We start from the raw sequence: 20,768 nt of genomic DNA on the forward strand, positions 1-20,768 counted from the left end.
TTTCTTTTTTAGTCATGAAAAAACCTCCTATGAGAGGAGGTAGGATTTTACCTAAAAACGAAGCTCTTTAATCGTATTCAGGTCAATGCCATAGCGAGCATAGATTTTAATCGTGTTCTCACCTGTCAGCTTGGTTTCTTTAAATCCGAGTTTACTTGCAACTTGGACCACATGTTCGTGAGATTCCCCTTCGATTTCAAGATAAGGCGGGATCATCGGCCAATGGTCGATTTCCAGACGGGCACCATCAAGAATAAAACTGGTGCGTCGGTTTTCCTGATATCCCTTCGGTTGATAGCCAAGCTTACCTAGAAGTTGATTGGTAGCATCAAAGTCATCAACAGTGATTTCTACTTCAAGAGTTCCGTCGATCCCATCATGAACGATTTCTTTTACAGTGAGTGTGATCTCTTTGCCCGTATCACGCAGCCGAATCCATTTGCTCTTGTCTCCTGGTGTAATATCGTACACGTATCGACGCATGAACACCTCGCCAGTCTGTTGCCCTCCACAGGCATTGATCTTCTCCGTGATGTCATGAGGGTCCACCTCAATCACTTTCGCTTCAAATTCAATCGACATATTTGTTCCTCCCGAATGTTATACAGATTACATCGTCATTGAATGGACGTATCTAAGAAGCTTTCGGTATTCCTCTTCCCGGAGAGAATAGAAATTCACCCCCATCGCCCGTATTCCTTTTACCAATCCTTCTTCTGCTTCTTCGGTTATAGGAGACTATTACCTGACAAGTCAATATCAAAGATATTGGAGTGATGACTGCCAAACTGCTTACCCTTATGTAAGATTATATGTTTCTATGAATGCGCCAAGTGATGTCGAAGTCCAAGCGCAAGTGCTAAGACCTGGTGATACTTGGAGAAATGTAGGGAGTAGTTATCGCATAGCAGCTACTGACACCCACAGAGTATTTCCTTTCCCTAGATATTCATCTGCAAGTACTTGGAGATGGCGTGTAATGGTAAAGAACATGTGGGGCAACACAAGCAGAGGAAGCATTCTTTGCGAAGGATCGACTTGATCAGGGGACAACATCGCGTTATGTGGATAGTTGGATTTCTTTCCGAAATACTACACAAATGATAATTGGGCAATTGCGGGTAATGGTTCAGCGGTATGTGGCTTATTATGGGACAAGCCGAGGTTCTATCATTTGTCAGAGAAAATACTAAAAGGGGTAGAACCAGCAACCAGACGAGGAAACGCAATTCCCGTTATTTTTTCTTCAACTTCAACAAACTACAAAAATGGTATTTAGAATTAAAAATTTTTTATTTAGATAGGATTTCGTTTATGTAGAATATTCTATCTTGTGTATTTAATTTGAATATCAAAAATACTTTAGCGAGGGGAGGAAGGGAATGAAAAAAATACTATTATTAGTATTAGCCTTTTATCTTTCTTTACCACTTAATGTTTTTGCAAAGGATAATTATGAGTTAACGGACAAAGTAGAGATGAAAGCGATTATAGGCGATTATTATCTTACCTATAATTTAGAAAAATATTGGAGTTCTTCCTGTCAAACCAGTTATCCCTATGTACAACTTTCTGTTTCAGCTGCTGCCCCTGGAGATGTCTATGTCATAGCTCAAAGGCTAATACCCGGTGATACTTGGAGAAATGTTGGTAGCTGGAATCGAATAAAAACAACAGATACACATAAAGTCTTTACTTTCCCTAAGTATGCCACAAATTATGATACGCGTTGGCGAGTAATGGTACAATATTCTTCATGGAGTAGCGGTAGTAGTAGAGGGAGTATTATTTGCCAAGGTTCTAATTAACAAGTTTAGGGGGACAACATCTTGAAAAAAGTAATAACTGTTATGTGATGGTGCTTTGCCTTTCTTTGCCGCTGAACGTTTTCGCAAAAGGGGCCATACAAGATAAAAAACATAAGAAAGATTTGGAAATTGCAAAAGAGTACCTTGAAAAGAGCTCTGACGGGTTAACTATTGGATTCAGCGAGTTATTAGGTAAATCCATTTCAATGGACGATGCAGAGAAAGTAATCTCCAATTACTATGAGAAAAACCCTGTACCTAAAGGGATTTTAAACAATCCGGATTTACTTTCGGAAATTGCATCCAAAGAAAAAGCTAATGAAGACTTCATTATCTATGAAGATATGAAAAATGGACAACAACACCGTGATAACGGCGAAGTCTTCATTTTTGACCGTAAGGGTGGAGGTAAAATTGGTGTTTACATTTCTAAACATGGCGGTACATCCCTATCTGAACTAGCTGTAAGTGGGGCGAGCGGAATAAACTCCGATGGTGTCGGAACCATGGCTACCACAGGTGTACGGTCAACACTTTGCGTTGCAACCAATGGGTATGGAGCTAAGATGTTCGATTTGTCTGCTATAGGGAACTTTTGGTATAATGGGAGTTCGAGTAGCATTACTTCCCATGATGGATTATTTCATCGCTATTTTTGGGGGTCGAGTTTAACGATCTCTAATGTGAGTACCGGAAATATGCGGACGGTGTACACTGGCGGCTACAGGTACTCAGAGGTATATTCCCGTGCATATGTTGAAACTACGATACCTCTAGAATGGGGGAATATTGTTGTTGGTTCTGGAACATACGAAGCCAGCGTAGGAGTAACAGTAAGTGGAAATGTATACGGAAGATGTATTCGATTGTAATTTAATAAAAAAGGTAATAACATGTGCTTTTTCCGTATGTTAGTGATGTTTTGGATTTTACAATTTTTGTTTGCCCTACTCATGTTGTTCCTTGTCAATTACTGGCCAGACGGGATGTATATTATTTGGCCTTTGTGGGTAATTGCCTTACCGATTCTTTTGTACATTGTTATTAAAGATTGGATTAAGAAAGAATGAGCCCAGAGAGTCAAAGGGTATGGAAGTGGGAGGAATCGCTACCATACCCTCTCATTTGTACTTGGTTTCAAATTAATGCCACGTCTCAAAAACATAGGCTCACAAATATTTAAAATCAATCGGGGATTTCTGGATTTAACGATGGAACTTATGGCAAATACAATGGATTTACCACTGGCACTATAACGCTAACCCCTTTGAATGTAGGATCAATGAGAACGTATTACTTGGAAGGGTATAGATATTCTGACGTCTATACGCGTGTAAATGTAGGATAAACTTTTAGCATTAAGTTTCTAAATTGGACATTTGATTATGGTACTGTAGAATCGTACCATAGGAACAACAGTAACCGGAAATACGTATGGGGGGGTGAAAAAGATTGTAAATATATTAATGAGATTATGGAGGGTTCTGGCTACCATCATTTTTATGATTCTTTTTTTCTACCTTTTCCAGACTGTTTTTGCATTTAAATTGTTGTATGTGTATGGGGTGTGTATTCCTATTTTTGGAGTTCTTTTGACTACTACTTGGAGAAAAGCGAGCTTTCAAAGTGATGTTCTTTTGACCGCTTTTTTATATGTTTTGATTGGATTTTTAGGCATATTGGTATTTGGAAACAACGGTGAACCATTAATCATGAATTGAAGTAGAAGCTATATAGCCCCCAATAGATTTTCCCCCTTATTCGATAGACTTGAGGTAAGGGGGATTTTTTATGAAACGAAAAAGATATACCATCGTCTTTAAACAGCAAGTAGAGTGAGTACGTGAAGAAGAAGAGATTGGAAACGCAAGTCAAGTCGCCAAACGCTATGAAATATCATCTCGACTGATTTATCGGTGGAAATAGCCGGCAAATGGATCAAGCGGGGGTATGCAGCACGTAAAGTGCTGCAGATCGTCGGCGTGAGCGAACAAACTTATTACTACCAAAGAAACAAGAAAAAACAAGTCATTGACTATCGAGGAGGGCGCCCCATCCCTGGATATTCCCTGAACAGCCAACAACAACCTGTAAGTGATCTGCAAATCAAAGAGTGGTTGTTAGAGCTGATCATGGGGGAGGAATCGGTCTACGGCTATCGAAAGCTCACGGTCTGTTTGCAAAGGCAATATGGGCTTATGATCAATAAGAAAAAGGTATATCGCCTATGTAAAGAGTTGGGGATCTTACAACCTCAACGAAAAAAGAAAAACCAACATCCACGAAGAATCGCTTGTAATCGGGAGATTACAGCCTCTAATCAGCTTTGGGAAATGGATGTGAAATATGGATATATCGCCAATGAAAATCGATTCTTCTATCTTCTGTCTATCATCGATGTGTATGATCGGGCGATTGTTGATTACCATATGGGTCTCACCTGTGAAGGAAAACATGCCGTACAAGTTCTTCAGCGGGGATTACTCAAACGTCAACAGTATGAACAACCAGGTGGTCATTGTGCTTCGCACATACAATGGCCCCCAGTTTATTTGCCATGAATTTGAAATTTTGCATAAGCGAATTCCACCCACGCCGAACAAAAACGCTCATATTGAATCGTTTCACAGTTCATTAGAGAAAGAATGCTTGATCAAGCACGAATTTCAGAGTTATCCAGAGATCTACCAAGCAGTGACTGATTACATTGATTTTTACAATAAACGTCGTATTCATGGCAGTCTGTATGATTTGTCTCCTTATGAGTTTATGCAAGCGATCATAGATCAGGAAGTTCAGTCATTTGTAGTAAAGGTTTAGCCGAAAAGAAAAAATCCAGTAAAATTATGCAAATAAGCGAGAATAGGGAGATTAACTCAAATTTAAGGGGGTTAAACCGGTTTTTTTGGACGTAGCCAATCCCGTTTTCCACCTTACCCTTGGTTTGCGCCCGATACGGGCACATCTTTTCAAGGTGAAACCGTGGTGAGTTGCAAAGCTGGCAAACCGTTCGTTCCAAACGATATGGCCACCTTCATCTAATCCGGTAACTACGGTCTTCATATTGTCATACAGACAAGTTTCCGTCCGCCCACCGAAATACTCCATAGCCCGAACATGACATCCCATGAGCGTCTCAAGACGCTCATTTTCAGTAAACTCCAAATACATCATCCTGGAGTATCCCAGTACCATGACAAAAGCATAGATCCGCTTTTTCTTGCCGTTCCAGTTGACTGTGAATTGTCCCCAATCTACCTGGGCTTGTTTCCCCAGGTGGTGTTTCAATTTGCGGAATGAAACTAGATATCTTTCCGGTGATATGTACAATATCACCTACGCGAATAACCTTGCCATATTCCAGGTTAAAGGTGAGATCTTCACCGTTTTGAGCCTGAAATGTCACGACCATTGCCTTCCCGATCTCATGTAAGGGATGGTATTCAAAGTGACAGAACGAATTTGTTTCACCGTTTTCCAAAATGTCATTTTGATAAGACTGGGAGAGTGATTTGACAGCGCATTGAGGATTGTTGGTGAAATCTTTCATAAAGGATTTTACTTCTCTCTCCGGTCCTTCCACCTTGAGTTTGAGCATTAAAATCACCTCATTTTTTATTAATTATTTTTAAAAGTTTTTGAGTAAATAATCATCGGATGCCTGTAGTTACAATCTTTAAATCTAAAGATCACTTAAATTATAGTTATAATCGTTTAAATTAATCAATATTTCTGTACATTAATCCCGGAACTAAAATTTATAATTACAATATGCGATACAGAATAATCTAGCTTTTCATTCGTATATAGCTGCTTATTCCAGAACCTGTTTTGGAGAAGGAAATAATTGACTCCATCATCTACGAACTGTATTATATAAAATTATATGAATAGTCGGAAAGGTGAATGGAGAAATGGGAAATCCTATTGATTTAAGCCAATTTGACATGAACCTAGTGAGTTACATAATCCGAAAAAGAAGAAATGAGAGAGGACTTACACAGGAGGAGTTAAGTGACAGCTTCGTTTCCGATTCAACAATTTCAAATATAGAGAATCAAGAAGGGAACGTCAAAAAGCGAAACATATATCATGTCCTTGAAAAACTTGGTATTCTAAGAAAACAACTCCCGGAAGTGATTAAAGAGGTGCAATCAGAAATAAACGAAATACAGTTTCAATTGGAATTCATTGAAACTCTTATCGATGAGGGACATTTAGAGGAAGGGACCAGGGAATTGGAGTCTCTTTCAATAGAAGAATATCACCCGCTTCACCCTTATTTTCTCTTTCTTAAAGCCCGTCATTTCTTTAGAAAGAAAGAATGGAAAAAGGCAAAAGAACATTTCAACAACGCCATCAAGATTTTCGATCAGTACAAGATTAAACCCACGGACAACATTATATCTATGTGTTATAACGAATTAAGCCGTTGCAGTTCAAACCAAAATAATTTTGAGCAAGCTCTCATGTATGTAAACCGTGGTTTAAATACTTATGAAGAATCTCTTGCGAGAAATGACATCTAGTACACCCTGTTAAGTAACAAAATTTATTACTTATTAAGTTCTAATCAAAATGAGCAAGCCTTTCAATTATTAAGTGAAGTTTGGCCCCTCATACCTCAGATAAATAATCATCAAGTCGTGCTTGAGCTTTATAAATACCGAGTGATTCTTTTGCGGAAAGGAAAAAATTACCAAAAAGCAATCGAATGTTGTAAAGAAGGAATCCAAGTTGGTTATCGCAGGAAAAGTTTAACTCGTACTATCGATTTACTGTTATTACTTGGAAGTATCCATTTAAGAAAACAAGAATTCGACAAAGCAAATCATTGTTTCCAAATGGCTCTCTCTTTGGACAAAAATTTCGATTTTCCACGCAGACATATAGATACCTTTACTTACTTTGGTCTCTTATGTACGAAACAAGGAAAATGGCAGGAAGCGGATGAATTTTTGAAAAGAGCCATCGAAAAAGGCAGGCAAATAAAAGATATCTTTCGATTAACTAAGGCGTTAATTGCTAAAGGGAACTGTTACGTAGGTCAACAACAATATGAAAAAGCGGCCCCCTATTATCAGGAAGCCGCTGATCTAGTCCAACAGAATGACCACAAAAGCCTGCAATTTATCGCACTCTTTAAATTGGGGGAATTTTTTGATAGTCTAGGAAAAGAGGAAGAGTTTAACCACTGTACAAGAAGGCTCTTTTTCCTCCAACACGAAATGAAATTAGAAGATGAGGATGACTTTTATGATATTCTTTAATCTTTAATCTTTCCGTCATGCCTGAAGAAGACGAAGACACTGTAGGAAGTTAATTTGTAATATAACATGATTTTCAATTGCAGAATAGACAAAACTCAGCATCCCAATAAACAATAGACGCTGAGTTTTTTCTTTTTCCACAGGTCCTTTGCATTTGATCAAATTGACATCAATATCGGAATCACAGTTTATTTTCAATAACCTTGTTCCAAGCATTAAGTGCAAAAGATAATGTGGCTGAATCCACCATTCAATTCCATTATGGATACAACTAAACGGTGGTGCATGGTCATAGGAGGGAACCACAATGTTCTTTCAATTCCACTATGGATGCAATTAAACCCCGACCCCTATGCAGACGCTTCAGATACTTCTCTGCATTTCAATTCCACTATGGATGCAATTAAACCATTCATTTCAGAAGGCAAACCAATCGGGGAAGTTACATTTCAATTCCACTATGGATGCAATTAAACCTGTGTGCTTGAACAGGGAGGAGATAAGCATGATGATTTCAATTCCACTATGGATGCAATTAAACCGGTAATCACAGTAACAATTGATGGGAGGAAGAGGAATTTCAATTCCACTATGGATGCAATTAAACCTCCTCTCAAAATAGCGACATTTGCAAATCGTAATTCATGATTTCAATTCCACTATGGATGCAATTAAACCTTTCATATGTGCAGCTCTGCCCCCGCTCAAAGGAGATTTCAATTCCACTATGGATGCAATTAAACCATGGCTTTCTCATTAATCCGCTTTACATTGAGGGCGGCATTTCAATTCCACTATGGATGCAATTAAACCCCTTCAAATAAACCCACTAATATCAACACTTTTCATTCTATTTCTTTCCCCTAAAGTCTGTAAACCCCCAATCCTGCAAAAATCCCGGGAGGTTCACAGACTTTAGGCAACTAAAGGATGTTGCTGGGCTCTGAATGTCTTTCTCCGATGATCGTTTTGGTTACTACATCTTCATTGCGAATGACATAGAAGATAATATGATCTTCATTTGGATTAACAACAGAGTTGAGTTCTCTCTGTAACTCACGGAGCTGAACTTTGGTGAGGTTTCCTTCAAAAGTGGAGTTTTGCATCCAGAACATGTATCGGCTGAATATTTTTTTCACCTTCGCTACCCGCTTGACATTTATATCATAGACACCCAGAACATACATGATGATCCCCTCTTTTGTTACCACCAGATTTTAAAACTGGAGTATATTTTTTCTCCAAGGATATGTTTCACAAGCTTGTAGCATTCCAGGCGGATTAATCGTTGATAACTTACATTTCTGCCAAGGGTTCGGTGCTTGACCGTTGTGTGCAGCTTTTTATGATATTCTTCAATGACCATCCGTCTGCCTTTTTCATTTAGATAGCAGATCCTGTCTGATTCATCAAAATGTTTTTTACTCAGCATCTTTAAATTGATCAATCTAAAAATAAGCCTGTCACTGAGCAGTGGTTTAAACACTTCGCTAATATCAAGGGATAAAGAGTATCTTCGATCGGTCGGTTCATGTAAAAAACTGATGGTCGGGTTCAGATGAGTTTGATAGATTTCATTCAATGTTGTAGCATAGACAAGAGAATTGATAAATGAAACAAGAGAATTCATTTTGTTGTTCGGCGGTCTCTTGATTCGTCCGTCCATCACAAATTCGGGGTTATTTTTGTTCATAATCTGATCTATTACTTGATAATATTTTTTTCGGACAATCCCTTCAACACCCATAAGTTGTTGAATATCAACGGACTTTTCCAATTTCTCTCTTTCGTTTTCAATCTGATCAGCTAATTGGTTGATTTTTTCTGATGAGTAGTTTCGTTGATACTGTCTGATATTTTTCATGATATTAGCCTGTGCCCCGCGAAGAAATTCTTTGGCGATGGGAATTCGTTCGGCCGGATCATGGGAAGCTATGGCTTGTCTGACCAGAACAGAGCCGGAAACTTTCGATTCCCTTGGCATAAAGCTTCCTGAATAGTATCCATAATAATTAAACAGATGAATGGGAATCTTGTTCTGATTAAAAAACTCTAATAATTTAGTATTTAACTCAAGCGGAACCATAACATAAACAGCTTCAATTTGTTCGACTGGCAAATAAAGATGTCCCTCACTATGCTCAAACCGGACTGTATTATGTTGCCGTTTCAGTTTGCCTTCACGGGTGATATAAAAGGTTTGTTTTGCCAACATTCATCACTTCCCTTAGCTGTAACAGAACTCAAAGTAAGCGCACTTCCGGCACAACTTCGTATTGGAATGCAGTGGCGGCATCTCTTCTAATCTGGAAACTTCAAGAATCTCGTCAATTTTTTGCTTGATCTTTTGGTTTTTCTTTTGATCAAGAGGGATCGTGACTACCTCTTTGATGGCAGGATAATGGATTTTGACCCCCTGTATATGATCAAATCCCAGAATGTTTTTTAAATAGTACGCATAAAACAACGGCTGCGACTCGTGCTCTTGTTTCACTTGCTTTGATGACTTGGTCTCATGAATAAAACCATCTTCGGAGATAAAATCGATGACAAATCCACCGATTCGAATCTCTTTTTCTTCACGTTCAAATGTTTCCTCATGGATCAGCCGTCCTAATTCTACTGACTCAAACCCTTCTTCCATATCAACTTTTTTCAGATATAACCACAGTTGCCGTTTACAACTTTCCAAATAATAGAGATGCTGTCCGCCTATCGAATGGATGTCCAAACAATCCCCTCCTAAATCATAAAAGGATTTTTCTCGGCTTCTTCCTTATAACGAAAACCAACACCTTGTGGATCATATGGGACATGAACAAATAACAGAACAATCCCTTCAGCTAATGTTTCCGAGGTCACCAAGTGGTTTTTGTGACAATTTGAAAATCTGTATACCTTCATTGGGACTGTATAGTCTTGAATACAATCTATAATCCTCTTACGATCTTTTGCTGTAAGATATTCTCGATCCGGTAACTGAATCTTGCTCAAGATTTGTTGCATATAAAAAGCTGGAATTACATCCACTGTGCGGTATTGCGATTGGCGCACCTGGAAGGTACCTTCGCTCTCATCAGCCGAGTAATCTTTCCCAAATCGATCTTTCGGCTGCTTGCCAAACACGGCATCTTCGTAAATATATCTTCTCATTTCATCATCAGAAAGGCTTTCAAATGCTGGATAGAGTTGATCAACCCACTCTTTGACATCAGGAAATGTGTATTTGTCCCCTATAATCTCCCAACTGCGTTTTAGAAGATTATTTTCGTGTTGAATCCAGTCTTGATTGTCCACATAAGGATAGCCTGCATTCTTGTTTTCTTCATCAAGTGGAAAAATCACCTGACGATAGACGAAATCGTCTGGCAAATAATTTCTTTGTTTACAAATCTGACACCCGCAATCCTCCTGGGATAACCCCACCCCATTTCGATGTAATCTTCCGCCTCTCTGGCTAAGGGCATCAATGGGGGCCAGTTCGGTAAGCTGAAGGTCACAGCTGATATCCAGGCTGAGTTCACAGATTTGCGTAGTCACTAAAATCACTGCATCTTCATCCGGATAACCAAATTCCTTGAGATCTATATGTTCTTGTTCTGTCCGATTATCCTTTGACTTAAATAATGCTTTGATACACTTCTCTTTATTTTGGCGATCTATCGGGGTAAACTCGGAGTGATAACAAATAATATTGTGATCCGGGAAAAGCTGCTGCAACTCGCCAGCAATCCCTTTTGCCCTTTCGACTTGATTTACAACGATCATCTGTCTGACGTGAAGATGTTCTTCAATCAAACTTCTGGCACTCGGGCTGATTCCTGTTTCAGGATCGTAGATAGGTTCAGATGCTTTTTCGATCTGAAAGGGCATCTTTACTCTGCTTTGATCCGGTGTTTTCCCGGTACTCTCGATACAGACGTATGGAGACTTACGATTCATTTTATTTAACTTTTCCAGGAACGATTGAGGCAGGGTAGCTGACATCAACAGGTGTGGAATTTGCATTTGTCTCAACAATCTCATACATTCCCCGATTTTTTCCAGGGTAAAACTTTGATAATAATGCAGCTCATCAAAAATGACAACCGATTGCTGAAGATTTCCAAATGCGCGGTCAGCGTATTTATGAGAGTGAAGAAGGCTGTACAAAAGGTGGTCGACCGTTGAAATCGTGACAGGATCATGATAAAAGTTACTGCGGAATGTCTGGTCTTGAATCGAATGAAAACGAACATCCAGAACACTTTCTTGACGATCATGTACAGAAGATAACACTTTCCCTGATTCTGAATGATAAATTCCCAGAATATCTTGAGGAATATTGTATCCTTGAGGTGATTTGAAATCAGCATACATCGAATTGACCGTAAACCGGGTTGGCAGTGTAAAGATCACTCGATTCGCCTGCTTTTGAGATAACCAGTAACGGGCAAAATGAAGAGCCGCACCGGTCTTTCCTTCACCACAGCCTGCGCGCAATACCATATAAGGATGGATCTGTTTTTGAATGAGTTGTTGCAGTTGATTCGGAGATGAAAAAACACGATTCCTAACATCCAGCAAGGTGCAATCGGGCAGCCACGAACTCCGCAGTTCTTGAATGACTTCAGCATTAACAGAGGGCTCATCTTCAATCAGATTTCCTTCTTCATTCTTGGCTTCACTAACCGCACTGGATGCATTGTCACAGAGACAAATCACGCTTAAAAAGAAAGTGTGCAGTGCTTTTTCCCGGGGCAATTCAATTTTGGGGAGGCTTTCTACAATCTGCCGGAGCAATTTTACCCGGCCTGCCAGAGTCGGCCCATCCCAGATCAGTTGATTTTGAGTAAATGGTTGAAAAGGTTTATGCGGTTCTTTGGCCAGAAAGGTTTGAATCATGTTGTTGACGATTTCAGGGGACAACTGTAAAGGTTGATGTTGCCTCATGTGCTGATAGCTGTTTTCATGAAGCATATGGTGATGGGCAAGCACGCTCGTCAAGGTTGCACGCAGCAGAGGGATATTTAAAAACGATTTACCTTCCCATTGAGTAAACAGTTCCCAGAGCACCGAAAAAGAAAGCAATGGATGTGACACATGTGTCTTTCCCCGGTCGCTTAATAGATATTTCTGCCAGACGGAATTCGCTTTCCCGATATCATGCAGAAAGACGGCGAGATGAAGAAATTTATAGATTTGATCTGTATCTTGACCATGTCTTTGACAAAAACGGTGATACACTTCTTTATTCTGTTCCCAGACAACTTGAAAGACGCGGGATGCGTCTTCCAAGTGCGGGAGCAAACCATGATACGGCTTTGCTTTTATCATACAGGATCAACTCTCCAATAAAATATGATCTTGAGTTTCAACAAGTTTTAAACACCGAATGGGACTGATCAAATCAATTTGCTTGCCAACATAGACAAGCTCATACTGAACAGAATACGAGTTGCGTCCCTGGTGATCAAAGGAAACAGGCCAGTTTAACACGGAAACATTGATACTGGGAGAGATGCAATCTGAAACAGCTTCAAAGGGTACTGCGCTGTGAATCGTCGTTGACTCTGCTTCTTTCGCTTCCTGTAGCCGTATATTCTTGATCTCTACCATATCATCCGATTCTCCCAGATAAAGGATTCTAGCCGGATTTCCAAGAGCTTGTTGGATCGCGGTTAAACTTTCTTTGTCAGACGAGATATAAAAACGATAGTGTGGCTGGATCATTTTTTGCCTGGTGACTAACATGGTCATAGAATCTTTTGCCGGATTCCACTTCATCCATTGTGTATAAGTTTCAACTGTTTCGCCTTGCTTTAAAATGCGGACTCCGATCTTTAACTTAGAACGCAATGAATAATCGTCCTGTGGCATTCCCAAAGAATTGGCGATCAAGCCATAAATAGTCATAGGTGGAGGAGCCGGATAAGTCAAATGTACGTTAATACTATGCGGAATGCGGAATGAGCACCAACCGGGTACGAAGCAATCTGCGGAAAGAACTCTGTCCATATCAGACCCGTTCTTTACCCATTTCTGTTTTTGCCCATTCGATCGCTTCAAACACACTTAACACAGGTACCTGGTATTGCTCAAAAATTTTGCGGATCTCCTTCTCATTTGACACAATGCCCGGTGCCCACCCCACACAAATACGGTCTCCAAGGTGTTTCGCTTCTTTTAAAAACAGCATCAACCCCTCGGGATCCATGCGGTTTTCTGCATCCAAATCCATTGTAGATAATCCCCGTTGATTGTAAGTTTGTTTTAATGAAAGGATCAGACATTCAGGTGCCAGAGAGCTGAGTTGTCGCGCTTGTTTGGCAAATCCGCTCAGGTGATATACTCCATCCATCAGCGCGTGAAGGCGCAGGATCCTTTCTTCTTCAGAAACCTGGACCGTCGTATGCCAGCCTGTCACTCTTTGCTTTTTTCCCTCGGTCACAATGGTTGGCTCTTGCACTCTGCCTACGTTTTCCGTATCGATCACCAGGTTTAATTTATAGATGTTATCCATCATTTGCACATGAGCGAGACGCATATCTTTGCTTTCGCGATTTTCCTTCGTGATATCCGAATGGCGTGTCAACAAATCGCTAACAATCTCTTTGGCTACCTGCCCCAGAGCCGGAGAAGCTTTAACAGGAGACCAGCGTCTCGTTCCCCCTTTTTTCTCCTCAGGTGCCAAGAAGCCGCGCAGGTCACAGCTCCAGCAATTTTCTACATCTCCACATGGCGTTTCCGGGGAACAACGAAAGCGTTCGGGGTGGCTTCTTTGAATCGTATCAAATAATGCGCGGCGCACCGCTTGCCCGGATACATACGGCTTACGGCCGTTATCGTATACTTTTAACTCGGTTAAATTTCCTGCACCTTCTCCCGAGTTCAAGTTTGAAAGATCTGTTTTGCTCAACCATGTTAAGGCAATCGATTTCACCATATTACTCCGCCCCCTTTTCTTTTTTCTTTTTCGTTGCCCAGAATGCACTCAGATTTGCGTAAATCATCATTGTATCACGAATAGTAAGGATATTTTCTTCATCAAGATGGCTTAAAATGTGATTGATCTTTTCCGCCCCCACATTGAGTTGCTCATCGGCTTTAGAAGATCGGTCTTTCCTTGAAGCTTGTACGGCTTTGTACATTTTAAAAGTCGCCTCTTTTAGCGCACGGATAAAAGCCTCCTTTGAAGCAGCCGCATTCAGCTTGGTTAACAGGGAAAGATCATCATAGCAATTTTGTCCGATTATCGCACCCAATGAGCGCAAATCAGCCTGTAATTGTTCACTGATCACTTTGTCCACCTCCGCATTAAGATAAGTGAAAAAATCAGGAAAGAAAGAAAGCCCAAGATAGCTAATGGAGTTTTTCACATCATTCCGCAACGAAAGCTTAAATAATTGAAAAAGTGCCTCCACAATCTTTCCGCGATCCTTGCGAAAAATCCCCTCAGCGATCTGGTCAATGAGGCGCGGGTCTTCTGATCTTATTTGGTAGATAAAATCGTAAACAACATCACCTTCTTGAACCTTGTTGCGACCATAAGGAATGCGTTTCGTAAGGTTAAAAATATCCTCCCTTACACTTACTCTGGAGAAGTCTTTAAAAATAACATTTTGTCCTTTTGAATATCGCGGTATGATCCAGTTTTTGATCGAACGCCGAGTGGTTGGGTCCAGCGGATCATAATGAAACTCCGCTTCTTCCCGAACATAGTTCATCCAGAAGTAGAGCTGTAACAAGGAAACATACAGTGTCTGAACCTTTAATTCCGCGATGTTAGTACGATAGCTGACCAGACGTGTCTCTTTTAAAAGATTGTACAGTTTTGCCTCAACTTTTCTGAATAGCTTGTTCAATGTAACCAGGTCATTCAACTCGGGAATCAACAGGTGAGTCACTTGTTTATTGGAAACAAAATAAGGATGCCAGTGCACTTGAACCGTGCTGTACAGATTGAGCAGATTGCAAGTCGGGCACATTTTTTCTTTGGCTACTGAAGAGTTATAGCCACGCACCGGCACTCCGTGATGTTGATTAAACAATACGTTTCTGCTCTGATTCATCGGGTGGAAATGGGCCGGATCACCTAAACGGCCACATAGAGGACAAACTTTTTTCTTTTTCGATCCAGGATGATATTGGTCAAAAAAATCATTGATCTCTTCTATATACGTCTTGGTAGCCCTCTTCCAATCCCCTTTAATCCCAATGAAATTGCGCATACTGGTCATCTCAACATTTTTTTGTGGATGGGAGAGGAATGGTTTCTCCCTTCCATGCTCATCAGTTTTACTTTTCAGAAACTCAATTTCCGAATCCGTTAGCACAGTTTTAAAGCGCTCATTAAGAAATCCGGCAGCATCCTTTTTGCTCCACTCTTGATTCCGCTTGAGAAGCTTTAGCTCCACAGGCGGTAAAAGGATCCGATTCAATTTATCCTTCATTCGCGTTTGTAAAAGTTGCTTCACTTCATCTATGTATTCGACCTCAATTTCAAACTCCAGATGCCCTGGTGCCAGATGAAGTGATTCCAGTAATTCATGGTCCTGAATATGTTCCAATTCTTGATAAAACGTAACGATCCCAATATCAGTCCATGGATCACCTGTTTTTGGTATAAGTACTTTCACTCTTTCACCTCCTTCAAAGTTTGCAGACAGCCAAATCCCTGTGAACTGTAGCTTCCGGCTCCCGATTCATAGAGTACCTGCTGTACCTTGGGAGGGGCTTGTACTTTGATGGGGATTTGATACCCTTTCAACTTTTTCTCTTTATATTTAGTGAGCACAGCCGCTTTTTTGAGTTGAAATTTTTCCGGATGCAGGAGACTGATATGAATCGAAGTATCTGAAGGGATCTCTTCTCCCCACTTAAGGTAATACCAGTTGGCTGCCGATTGGCGTACAGAGTCATAAAATCTGCTCTCCAACGGATGGCAAAAGCGCAGCCTGTCCCCATCTTGTATGGGAACTACAATCGGTGAGAGCGATTTATACAACATCGTCTCCTGAAATAAAACGGTTGCTTCCACCTTTACATCAACAAGCGGTATCTTTATGTCAAGCAATTGCAGATACCCTAGTTTCCACATTCCTTCAATCAACCGCTGCATAAGGACAGGCTGGATCGAATCCGCTTTAAACGAGCAAAATCCTTTCACTTCCATATGAGTCGCGGTATTTTTTCTTGTCTCAAACTGCAAACGGGAAAAAACAATGGGTTTATATGATTTACCACGATACTCCAATCCCTGGTTGTGTAACCAGCTTCCAAGTTCAAAATCTGCCAGTTTGATACATTGGTAGATGTAACTGCTGAGCGGATAGTTTAATTCATATGGAAGATTGACTTCTCGATCGAGGTAAAATTTGGCTGAAATACGTATGATTTCACCTCCATATGCGATAAGAAGAATAAGTAATGTTACTTACTATTGACACAAGTTAAATTTATCAGAATTCAATTATGGGGTCAAGTACTTTCTATTTTGCTTTCCAATTTATATCTTTTTTAACATAAAGGGTAAGCCATTTTTGCAGCTAGACTTATGGTATAATCATGTTTTATATTGTAATTATCTATAGATGTTCACTACTTTTTGATTTGTATTGAAGTTCATTTTGGGATTGAAAGATAAGGAAAATAAAGTAATGTTGAGTTGCATCCATGTTGGATTTGTTTGATATATTGCTTCTAAGAAGTATAAAAAATAATTGGCATAGACCCTTTTTCGAATAAAAGTCTGTGAACCTCCCGGGATTTTTGCAAGATTGGAGGTTTACAGACTTTACAGGCATGAAATAAAATGAAAAGTGTTGGTATTAGTAGGTTTATTTGAAGGGTTTTAATTGAATCCATAGTGGAATTGAAAGGCAACAGCCATTTTCCATCATCTCCCCTGTTTACATTTTTTCTAATGTGTCATAATAATAAGAGTAGCGGGAAGGACAGTCCGCCAACTGCCCGACCCTTAACCTTAACCTTACCAGTTCACCGCGTTTTAATTGAATCCATAGTGGAATTGAAAGCAACTATACGCCACCTTCCCGCTTACGGGCGCTCAGAGGTTTTAATTGAATCCATAGTGGAATTGAAAGAATGGCGGCGGCATTACAGCGGGGAAGATGGAAGGGACGTTTTAATTGAATCCATAGTGGAATTGAAAGTCGCGCTTTTCTTCATGGTGGTCTAAGCTTCGGCGTTTTAATTGAATCCATAGTGGAATTGAAAGTGGGTACGAAGTCACTATTTACCCAAACGCAGCTTGGAAAAGTTTTAATTGAATCCATAGTGGAATTGAAAGATAACTTTCGGTTTGTTCTGTTGGAAGTCCCGTCACGTTTTAATTGAATCCATAGTGGAATTGAAAGCCATTACGATTTTACGAAGCTTCTGCGTGTTCACGGGGTTTTAATTGAATCCATAGTGGAATTGAAAGGTCATATCCCTTGTTTCTACCGTGTGCTTCTCGTTCGTTTTAATTGAATCCATAGTGGAATTGAAAGGGATGAAAGCGGAGAGGAACCCACAGTCGAGCTGAGTTTTAATTGAATCCATAGTGGAATTGAAAGATAGGATGGCCTTTCTTTGTTTTGATGCGCTTGACGTTTTAATTGAATCCATAGTGGAATTGAAAGTCACGGCAGGGGGACCCCTTCCCCAAAACTTTATGAGGGTTTTAATTGAATCCATAGTGAAATTGAAAGAAAACTTAACCTTATCAGTTATACTATTCATAAGCGTTTTAATGGGAAGAGGTGCCTCTGCACAGGCACCTCTGTTCATTTATGTCAGAAACTCTAAATCCTGTCTGATCGCTGTCCTATTCTCACTCAAAAAAGAATAGCCGCTTGGTATGTGCTCCCCTTGGAACGGCGAAGGCCTGGGCCCGTTTAAATCCGGCAGGCGCCCCCCTGACAATGGTCAGCGCTTTATAGTATTCGATAAACGGAAAGCCGGAGGTTTCGCCCCGGGCATAGGCATAGCAGTGCATGGCTTTTACCCAGGTTTCGTAGGCTTCCTCGGGGATATCTATAAACACCTCGGGTTCAAAATCATACGGATCTTCCCAGTTATCCGCATAGTAGAGTTTCCTGGTAAAATGAGCCGGTAAGTCGCGTTGGATCGTCTTTAAGGCAGCATAAAACCGGGCATCTTCAACAATATGGTAAGTATTGGTATGGTCCTTATGGATGCTGCCTTTCCAGTGAGTGATGATTATATCCGGTTTTACTTCCCGGATGATATCGGCCACCTGGTATTTCACTTCTTCATTGACGGGCAATTCAGCGTCTTTGTAAGCGAGAAAACGGACATCAGCCCCGACGATTTCGGCAAAGCGGCGGGCTTCCTCTATTTTTTGCTTGGCATACTCCTCCGGCGAGAGGCGGGGATGGCCTTTTTCACCCGGCGTCAGATGCAGAAAAGTGGCTTTGTGGCCCGCTTGCGTGTACTTGGCAATCACTGCTCCTGCTGTCAAATCCATATCTCCCGCGTGACCGCCGATCGCCAGAATGTGTGATTTTTTGTCAGTTCCCATGCTTTCTCCTCCCGTTTCATGTAGTTATTTCATGATCACTATCTTAGATAGACCTCAACTTCCCACAGTGAAAATGCATCTGGTGTCCGTTGGGACGATCCTGCTTTGGCCCCCGATTTGCCGGGACAGGCTGTCATCGAGATGCGGATATATCGGGCACTTTCAAGATTGTCCAGAGAGATGGTATCTACATGGGGCCCGATGCCTTCTGTTTTTTGCTCCTTGGACTGATCGGCGATTGGGCGCCAGTTCTTCCCGTCACCGGATTTAGGCATGTGCGCGGACCTCCTTTTTGCATCTGTTTTATTATTCTTTCACGCCGGACATCACCATGCCGTTGATGTAATACCGCTGCAAACAGAGGAAGACAAGAAAAACAGGTACAACGCTGATCGTCAGACCCGCACTGACCAGGGCCCGCGTTAAGGTGGGGTCGAGGGTCATTTGCAGCATCTGAATCCCAACCGGCAATGTTGCCAGCTGATCATTGACCGTGAAGATCAACATGGCCCAGATAAATTCATTCCACTGGCTGATAAAGGTAAAAATAGCCAGAGTGACCAGTGCAGGCGTGGTGATGGGAACAACAATCTGCCAGAAGATGCGGAACTCCGAAGCACCGTCAATGCGGGCGGCCTCTAGCAGAGCGTCGGGAATATTCATGATAAACTGGCGCATTAAAAAGATGCCAAATCCGCTGACAGCAAATGGCAGGATCAGCGAGACAATCGAAGCCGCCAGCCCTCCATTTCCCCCTTCCCCAAACAGATCGTTCCCTCCCGCAAGCGGAAAGTGGATTATAATATAGAAGTTGGGAATTAAAAACAGGAACGCTGGAAACATCATCGTTACCAAAATAAACTTAAAGATCGTGTCACGACCGGGAAAATGCAATTTTGTCAACGCGTATCCTGCCAGCGTGCTGGTCAGCAACACACAGACGGTCACGCTTACTGCGACGATTATGCTGTTTTTAAAGAGAAGGCCCATGTTCAGGGTTTCAAAAACTTCCGCATAATTGTGGAAATCGAAAGAATTTGGGAGCAATTGATAATCGGCAGAGTTGATTTCATCGGGACCTTTAAACGAACCGAAAACCATCTCCAAAAAGGGCAGGATCATCATGATGCTCCCGAGCGCTACAACCAGGTACGAAAACCACGGAAATCGAGGTTTCATCAGTAGCTTTCCACTCCTCCCCGCCGAAAGATGATCAGTTGGATGATGGTAATGATAAAGACGATAACAAAGAGTACAAATGCCAGCGCACTGGCCATCCCCCATTCACTGAAGCTGAAGGCTTGTTTGTACATCTCCAATGCTCCGACATTGGTCGCATTCCCAGGCCCCCGTCGCCCGTCATCACCATGGTCAGGGTGAAGGATTGCAATCCGGAGATAAATCCGGTAATCAGGACAAAGAGCATGGATGGACGGAGCAAGGGCAAGGTAATATACCAGAAAAGCCTGGTTGCATTGGCTCCTTCCAGCACAGCGGCTTCATAGTACGATTCGGGAATCGCCTTCAGTCCGGCGGTGAGAATTAAGACAGCGGAGCCGATTCCGGCCCATGCGGAGACAACGATAATGGAAGACAAAGCCGTATCCGGGTCATTCAGAAACCGGATTGGCGGCAGTCCCAATCCCCCCAAAAGCCCGTTGATCATTCCGCTGTGCGGATCATACATGTACTTCCACACGTTTCCCACTGCAACCACCGTCGTCACCATTGGAAAAAAGTATAAGGTGCGCCAAAACCCTTCAAAGCGGAGCCTGGTGATCATATAAGCAAACATCACGGCAGCCGCAAATGATAACAGAACCGATCCAACAGCGAAAACCAGTGTATTGGTCAAAACAGGATGTAAAAATGGTTGATCCGGTGACAAAACCTTCTGGTAATTTTTTAAGCCAACCCACTGAATTGCACTTAAATCAAACCCGCTCCATTCCGTAAAACTTAAATAAAATGAAAAGGCGAGCGGGATGGCAAAGAAGATAAGAAAAAAAAGCAGCGTCGGCGACAGAAAAAGGTACCCGAGCACCGTTTTCCGGTGTTTCTTCGACCGTTTCGACCCGTGTTTTACCGCCGGGGAAAGCGGTGCTGCCTGTGGTTGTTCAGTAGCTTCCATTTCGGCACCCCACTTCGCCGGGAAAGAGACGG

The 20,768-nt window shown here is 41.4% G+C and carries 20 protein-coding genes and 2 CRISPR repeat arrays; of the genes, 6 read left to right on the forward strand and 14 right to left on the reverse strand.

The window, feature by feature from the left end:
* Window positions 1-51: 51 nt before the first annotated feature.
* Window positions 52-582 carry a class IV adenylate cyclase gene (locus I8U27_RS00370; protein ID WP_181750461.1) on the reverse strand — a complete coding sequence of 177 codons (531 nt, stop codon included), beginning with the start codon at window positions 580-582 and terminating at the stop codon, window positions 52-54.
* Window positions 583-1,382: 800 nt separating this feature from the next.
* Here I8U27_RS00370 and I8U27_RS00375 point away from each other — a divergent pair.
* From I8U27_RS00375 to I8U27_RS00390, 4 genes are all read left to right on the forward strand, one after another.
* Complete coding sequence (locus I8U27_RS00375; protein WP_181750460.1) at window positions 1,383-1,808, forward strand: hypothetical protein; 426 nt, start codon at window positions 1,383-1,385, stop codon at window positions 1,806-1,808.
* A 65-nt stretch (window positions 1,809-1,873) separates the two neighbouring features.
* Entirely contained in the window at window positions 1,874-2,680 is an 807-nt protein-coding gene (locus I8U27_RS00380) for a hypothetical protein (protein ID WP_181750459.1), read from the forward strand.
* 1,044 nt (window positions 2,681-3,724) lie between these two features.
* Window positions 3,725-4,369 (forward strand): IS3 family transposase, encoded by a 645-nt coding sequence (locus tag I8U27_RS00385; RefSeq protein ID WP_181750458.1) that lies wholly within the window; start codon window positions 3,725-3,727, stop codon window positions 4,367-4,369.
* Complete coding sequence (locus tag I8U27_RS00390; RefSeq protein WP_181750457.1) at window positions 4,329-4,628, forward strand: integrase core domain-containing protein; 300 nt, start codon at window positions 4,329-4,331, stop codon at window positions 4,626-4,628. The genes I8U27_RS00385 and I8U27_RS00390 overlap by 41 nt, the downstream gene beginning before the upstream one ends.
* A gap of 51 nt (window positions 4,629-4,679) precedes the next feature.
* Here the strand turns inward: I8U27_RS00390 and I8U27_RS00395 are convergent, their stop codons facing one another.
* Window positions 4,680-5,144 carry a DDE-type integrase/transposase/recombinase gene (locus I8U27_RS00395; RefSeq protein ID WP_309506083.1) on the reverse strand — a complete coding sequence of 155 codons (465 nt, stop codon included), beginning with the start codon at window positions 5,142-5,144 and terminating at the stop codon, window positions 4,680-4,682.
* Window positions 5,145-5,722: 578 nt separating this feature from the next.
* Between I8U27_RS00395 and I8U27_RS00400 the strand changes: the two genes are divergently transcribed.
* The gene (locus I8U27_RS00400; RefSeq protein WP_181750456.1) at window positions 5,723-6,337 is read left to right on the forward strand and encodes a helix-turn-helix domain-containing protein; all 615 of its coding nucleotides are present in this window, start codon (window positions 5,723-5,725) and stop codon (window positions 6,335-6,337) included.
* Between the two features lie 150 nt (window positions 6,338-6,487).
* On the forward strand, window positions 6,488-7,078 hold the full coding sequence (locus tag I8U27_RS00405; protein ID WP_181750455.1) for a tetratricopeptide repeat protein: 591 nt from the start codon (window positions 6,488-6,490) through the stop codon (window positions 7,076-7,078).
* Between the two features lie 247 nt (window positions 7,079-7,325).
* Window positions 7,326-7,891: direct repeats of the CRISPR family, unit length 31 nt; unit sequence ATTTCAATTCCACTATGGATGCAATTAAACC.
* A 110-nt stretch (window positions 7,892-8,001) separates the two neighbouring features.
* Here I8U27_RS00405 and cas2 read toward each other — a convergent pair.
* The 12 genes from cas2 to I8U27_RS00465 all read right to left on the reverse strand — a co-directional run bounded on the left by cas2 (window position 8,002) and on the right by I8U27_RS00465 (window position 20,736).
* On the reverse strand, window positions 8,002-8,265 hold the full coding sequence (cas2, locus tag I8U27_RS00410; protein ID WP_181750454.1) for a CRISPR-associated endonuclease Cas2: 264 nt from the start codon (window positions 8,263-8,265) through the stop codon (window positions 8,002-8,004).
* Between the two features lie 17 nt (window positions 8,266-8,282).
* Entirely contained in the window at window positions 8,283-9,293 is a 1,011-nt protein-coding gene (gene cas1b / locus I8U27_RS00415) for a type I-B CRISPR-associated endonuclease Cas1b (RefSeq protein WP_181750453.1), read from the reverse strand.
* 12 nt (window positions 9,294-9,305) lie between these two features.
* The gene (gene cas4 / locus I8U27_RS00420) at window positions 9,306-9,809 is read right to left on the reverse strand and encodes a CRISPR-associated protein Cas4 (RefSeq protein WP_181750452.1); all 504 of its coding nucleotides are present in this window, start codon (window positions 9,807-9,809) and stop codon (window positions 9,306-9,308) included.
* Between the two features lie 11 nt (window positions 9,810-9,820).
* Window positions 9,821-12,394 carry a CRISPR-associated helicase Cas3' gene (gene cas3, locus I8U27_RS00425; protein ID WP_181750451.1) on the reverse strand — a complete coding sequence of 858 codons (2,574 nt, stop codon included), beginning with the start codon at window positions 12,392-12,394 and terminating at the stop codon, window positions 9,821-9,823.
* A gap of 6 nt (window positions 12,395-12,400) precedes the next feature.
* Window positions 12,401-13,075 (reverse strand): CRISPR-associated protein Cas5, encoded by a 675-nt coding sequence (gene cas5, locus I8U27_RS00430; protein ID WP_181750450.1) that lies wholly within the window; start codon window positions 13,073-13,075, stop codon window positions 12,401-12,403.
* 1 nt (window position 13,076) lies between these two features.
* Window positions 13,077-14,003 (reverse strand): type I-B CRISPR-associated protein Cas7/Cst2/DevR, encoded by a 927-nt coding sequence (gene cas7i, locus I8U27_RS00435; RefSeq protein ID WP_181750449.1) that lies wholly within the window; start codon window positions 14,001-14,003, stop codon window positions 13,077-13,079.
* A gap of 1 nt (window position 14,004) precedes the next feature.
* Window positions 14,005-15,696 carry a hypothetical protein gene (locus I8U27_RS00440; protein WP_181750448.1) on the reverse strand — a complete coding sequence of 564 codons (1,692 nt, stop codon included), beginning with the start codon at window positions 15,694-15,696 and terminating at the stop codon, window positions 14,005-14,007.
* Window positions 15,693-16,313 (reverse strand): CRISPR-associated endoribonuclease Cas6, encoded by a 621-nt coding sequence (gene cas6 / locus I8U27_RS00445; protein ID WP_181750447.1) that lies wholly within the window; start codon window positions 16,311-16,313, stop codon window positions 15,693-15,695. Before cas6 ends, I8U27_RS00440 begins: the two co-directional genes overlap by 4 nt.
* A gap of 750 nt (window positions 16,314-17,063) precedes the next feature.
* Window positions 17,064-17,772: a CRISPR direct-repeat array (repeat unit 31 nt; unit sequence GTTTTAATTGAATCCATAGTGGAATTGAAAG).
* Window positions 17,773-17,894: 122 nt separating this feature from the next.
* On the reverse strand, window positions 17,895-18,605 hold the full coding sequence (locus tag I8U27_RS00450) for a PIG-L deacetylase family protein (RefSeq protein ID WP_181750446.1): 711 nt from the start codon (window positions 18,603-18,605) through the stop codon (window positions 17,895-17,897).
* Window positions 18,606-18,643: 38 nt separating this feature from the next.
* Window positions 18,644-18,880, reverse strand: coding sequence for a discoidin/SUN/FTP domain-containing protein (locus I8U27_RS00455; RefSeq protein WP_181750445.1), 237 nt, complete (start codon window positions 18,878-18,880; stop codon window positions 18,644-18,646).
* Window positions 18,881-18,911: 31 nt separating this feature from the next.
* Window positions 18,912-19,784, reverse strand: coding sequence for a carbohydrate ABC transporter permease (locus tag I8U27_RS00460; RefSeq protein ID WP_181750444.1), 873 nt, complete (start codon window positions 19,782-19,784; stop codon window positions 18,912-18,914).
* Between the two features lie 34 nt (window positions 19,785-19,818).
* Complete coding sequence (locus I8U27_RS00465) at window positions 19,819-20,736, reverse strand: carbohydrate ABC transporter permease (RefSeq protein ID WP_198065814.1); 918 nt, start codon at window positions 20,734-20,736, stop codon at window positions 19,819-19,821.
* Between the last annotated feature and the right edge of the window lie 32 nt (window positions 20,737-20,768).

The sequence above is a fragment of the Paenactinomyces guangxiensis genome, from assembly GCF_016055185.1.
GTDB lineage: Bacteria > Bacillota > Bacilli > Thermoactinomycetales > Thermoactinomycetaceae > Paenactinomyces > Paenactinomyces guangxiensis.

What these genes read in the sequence shown, in the direction of transcription:
- I8U27_RS00450 (WP_181750446.1), bottom strand. Translation starts at nt 18,605, where the DNA reads ATGGGAACTGACAAAAAATCACACATTCTGGCGATCGGCGGTCACGCG.
- cas2 (WP_181750454.1), bottom strand. Translation starts at nt 8,265, where the DNA reads ATGTATGTTCTGGGTGTCTATGATATAAATGTCAAGCGGGTAGCGAAG.
- I8U27_RS00460 (WP_181750444.1), bottom strand. Translation starts at nt 19,784, where the DNA reads ATGAAACCTCGATTTCCGTGGTTTTCGTACCTGGTTGTAGCGCTCGGG.
- cas5 (WP_181750450.1), bottom strand. Translation starts at nt 13,075, where the DNA reads ATGGACAGAGTTCTTTCCGCAGATTGCTTCGTACCCGGTTGGTGCTCA.
- I8U27_RS00375 (WP_181750460.1), top strand. Translation starts at nt 1,383, where the DNA reads ATGAAAAAAATACTATTATTAGTATTAGCCTTTTATCTTTCTTTACCA.
- cas3 (WP_181750451.1), bottom strand. Translation starts at nt 12,394, where the DNA reads ATGATAAAAGCAAAGCCGTATCATGGTTTGCTCCCGCACTTGGAAGAC.
- cas1b (WP_181750453.1), bottom strand. Translation starts at nt 9,293, where the DNA reads ATGTTGGCAAAACAAACCTTTTATATCACCCGTGAAGGCAAACTGAAA.
- I8U27_RS00370 (WP_181750461.1), bottom strand. Translation starts at nt 582, where the DNA reads ATGTCGATTGAATTTGAAGCGAAAGTGATTGAGGTGGACCCTCATGAC.
- I8U27_RS00465 (WP_198065814.1), bottom strand. Translation starts at nt 20,736, where the DNA reads ATGGAAGCTACTGAACAACCACAGGCAGCACCGCTTTCCCCGGCGGTA.
- I8U27_RS00400 (WP_181750456.1), top strand. Translation starts at nt 5,723, where the DNA reads ATGGGAAATCCTATTGATTTAAGCCAATTTGACATGAACCTAGTGAGT.
- I8U27_RS00455 (WP_181750445.1), bottom strand. Translation starts at nt 18,880, where the DNA reads ATGCCTAAATCCGGTGACGGGAAGAACTGGCGCCCAATCGCCGATCAG.
- cas7i (WP_181750449.1), bottom strand. Translation starts at nt 14,003, where the DNA reads ATGGTGAAATCGATTGCCTTAACATGGTTGAGCAAAACAGATCTTTCA.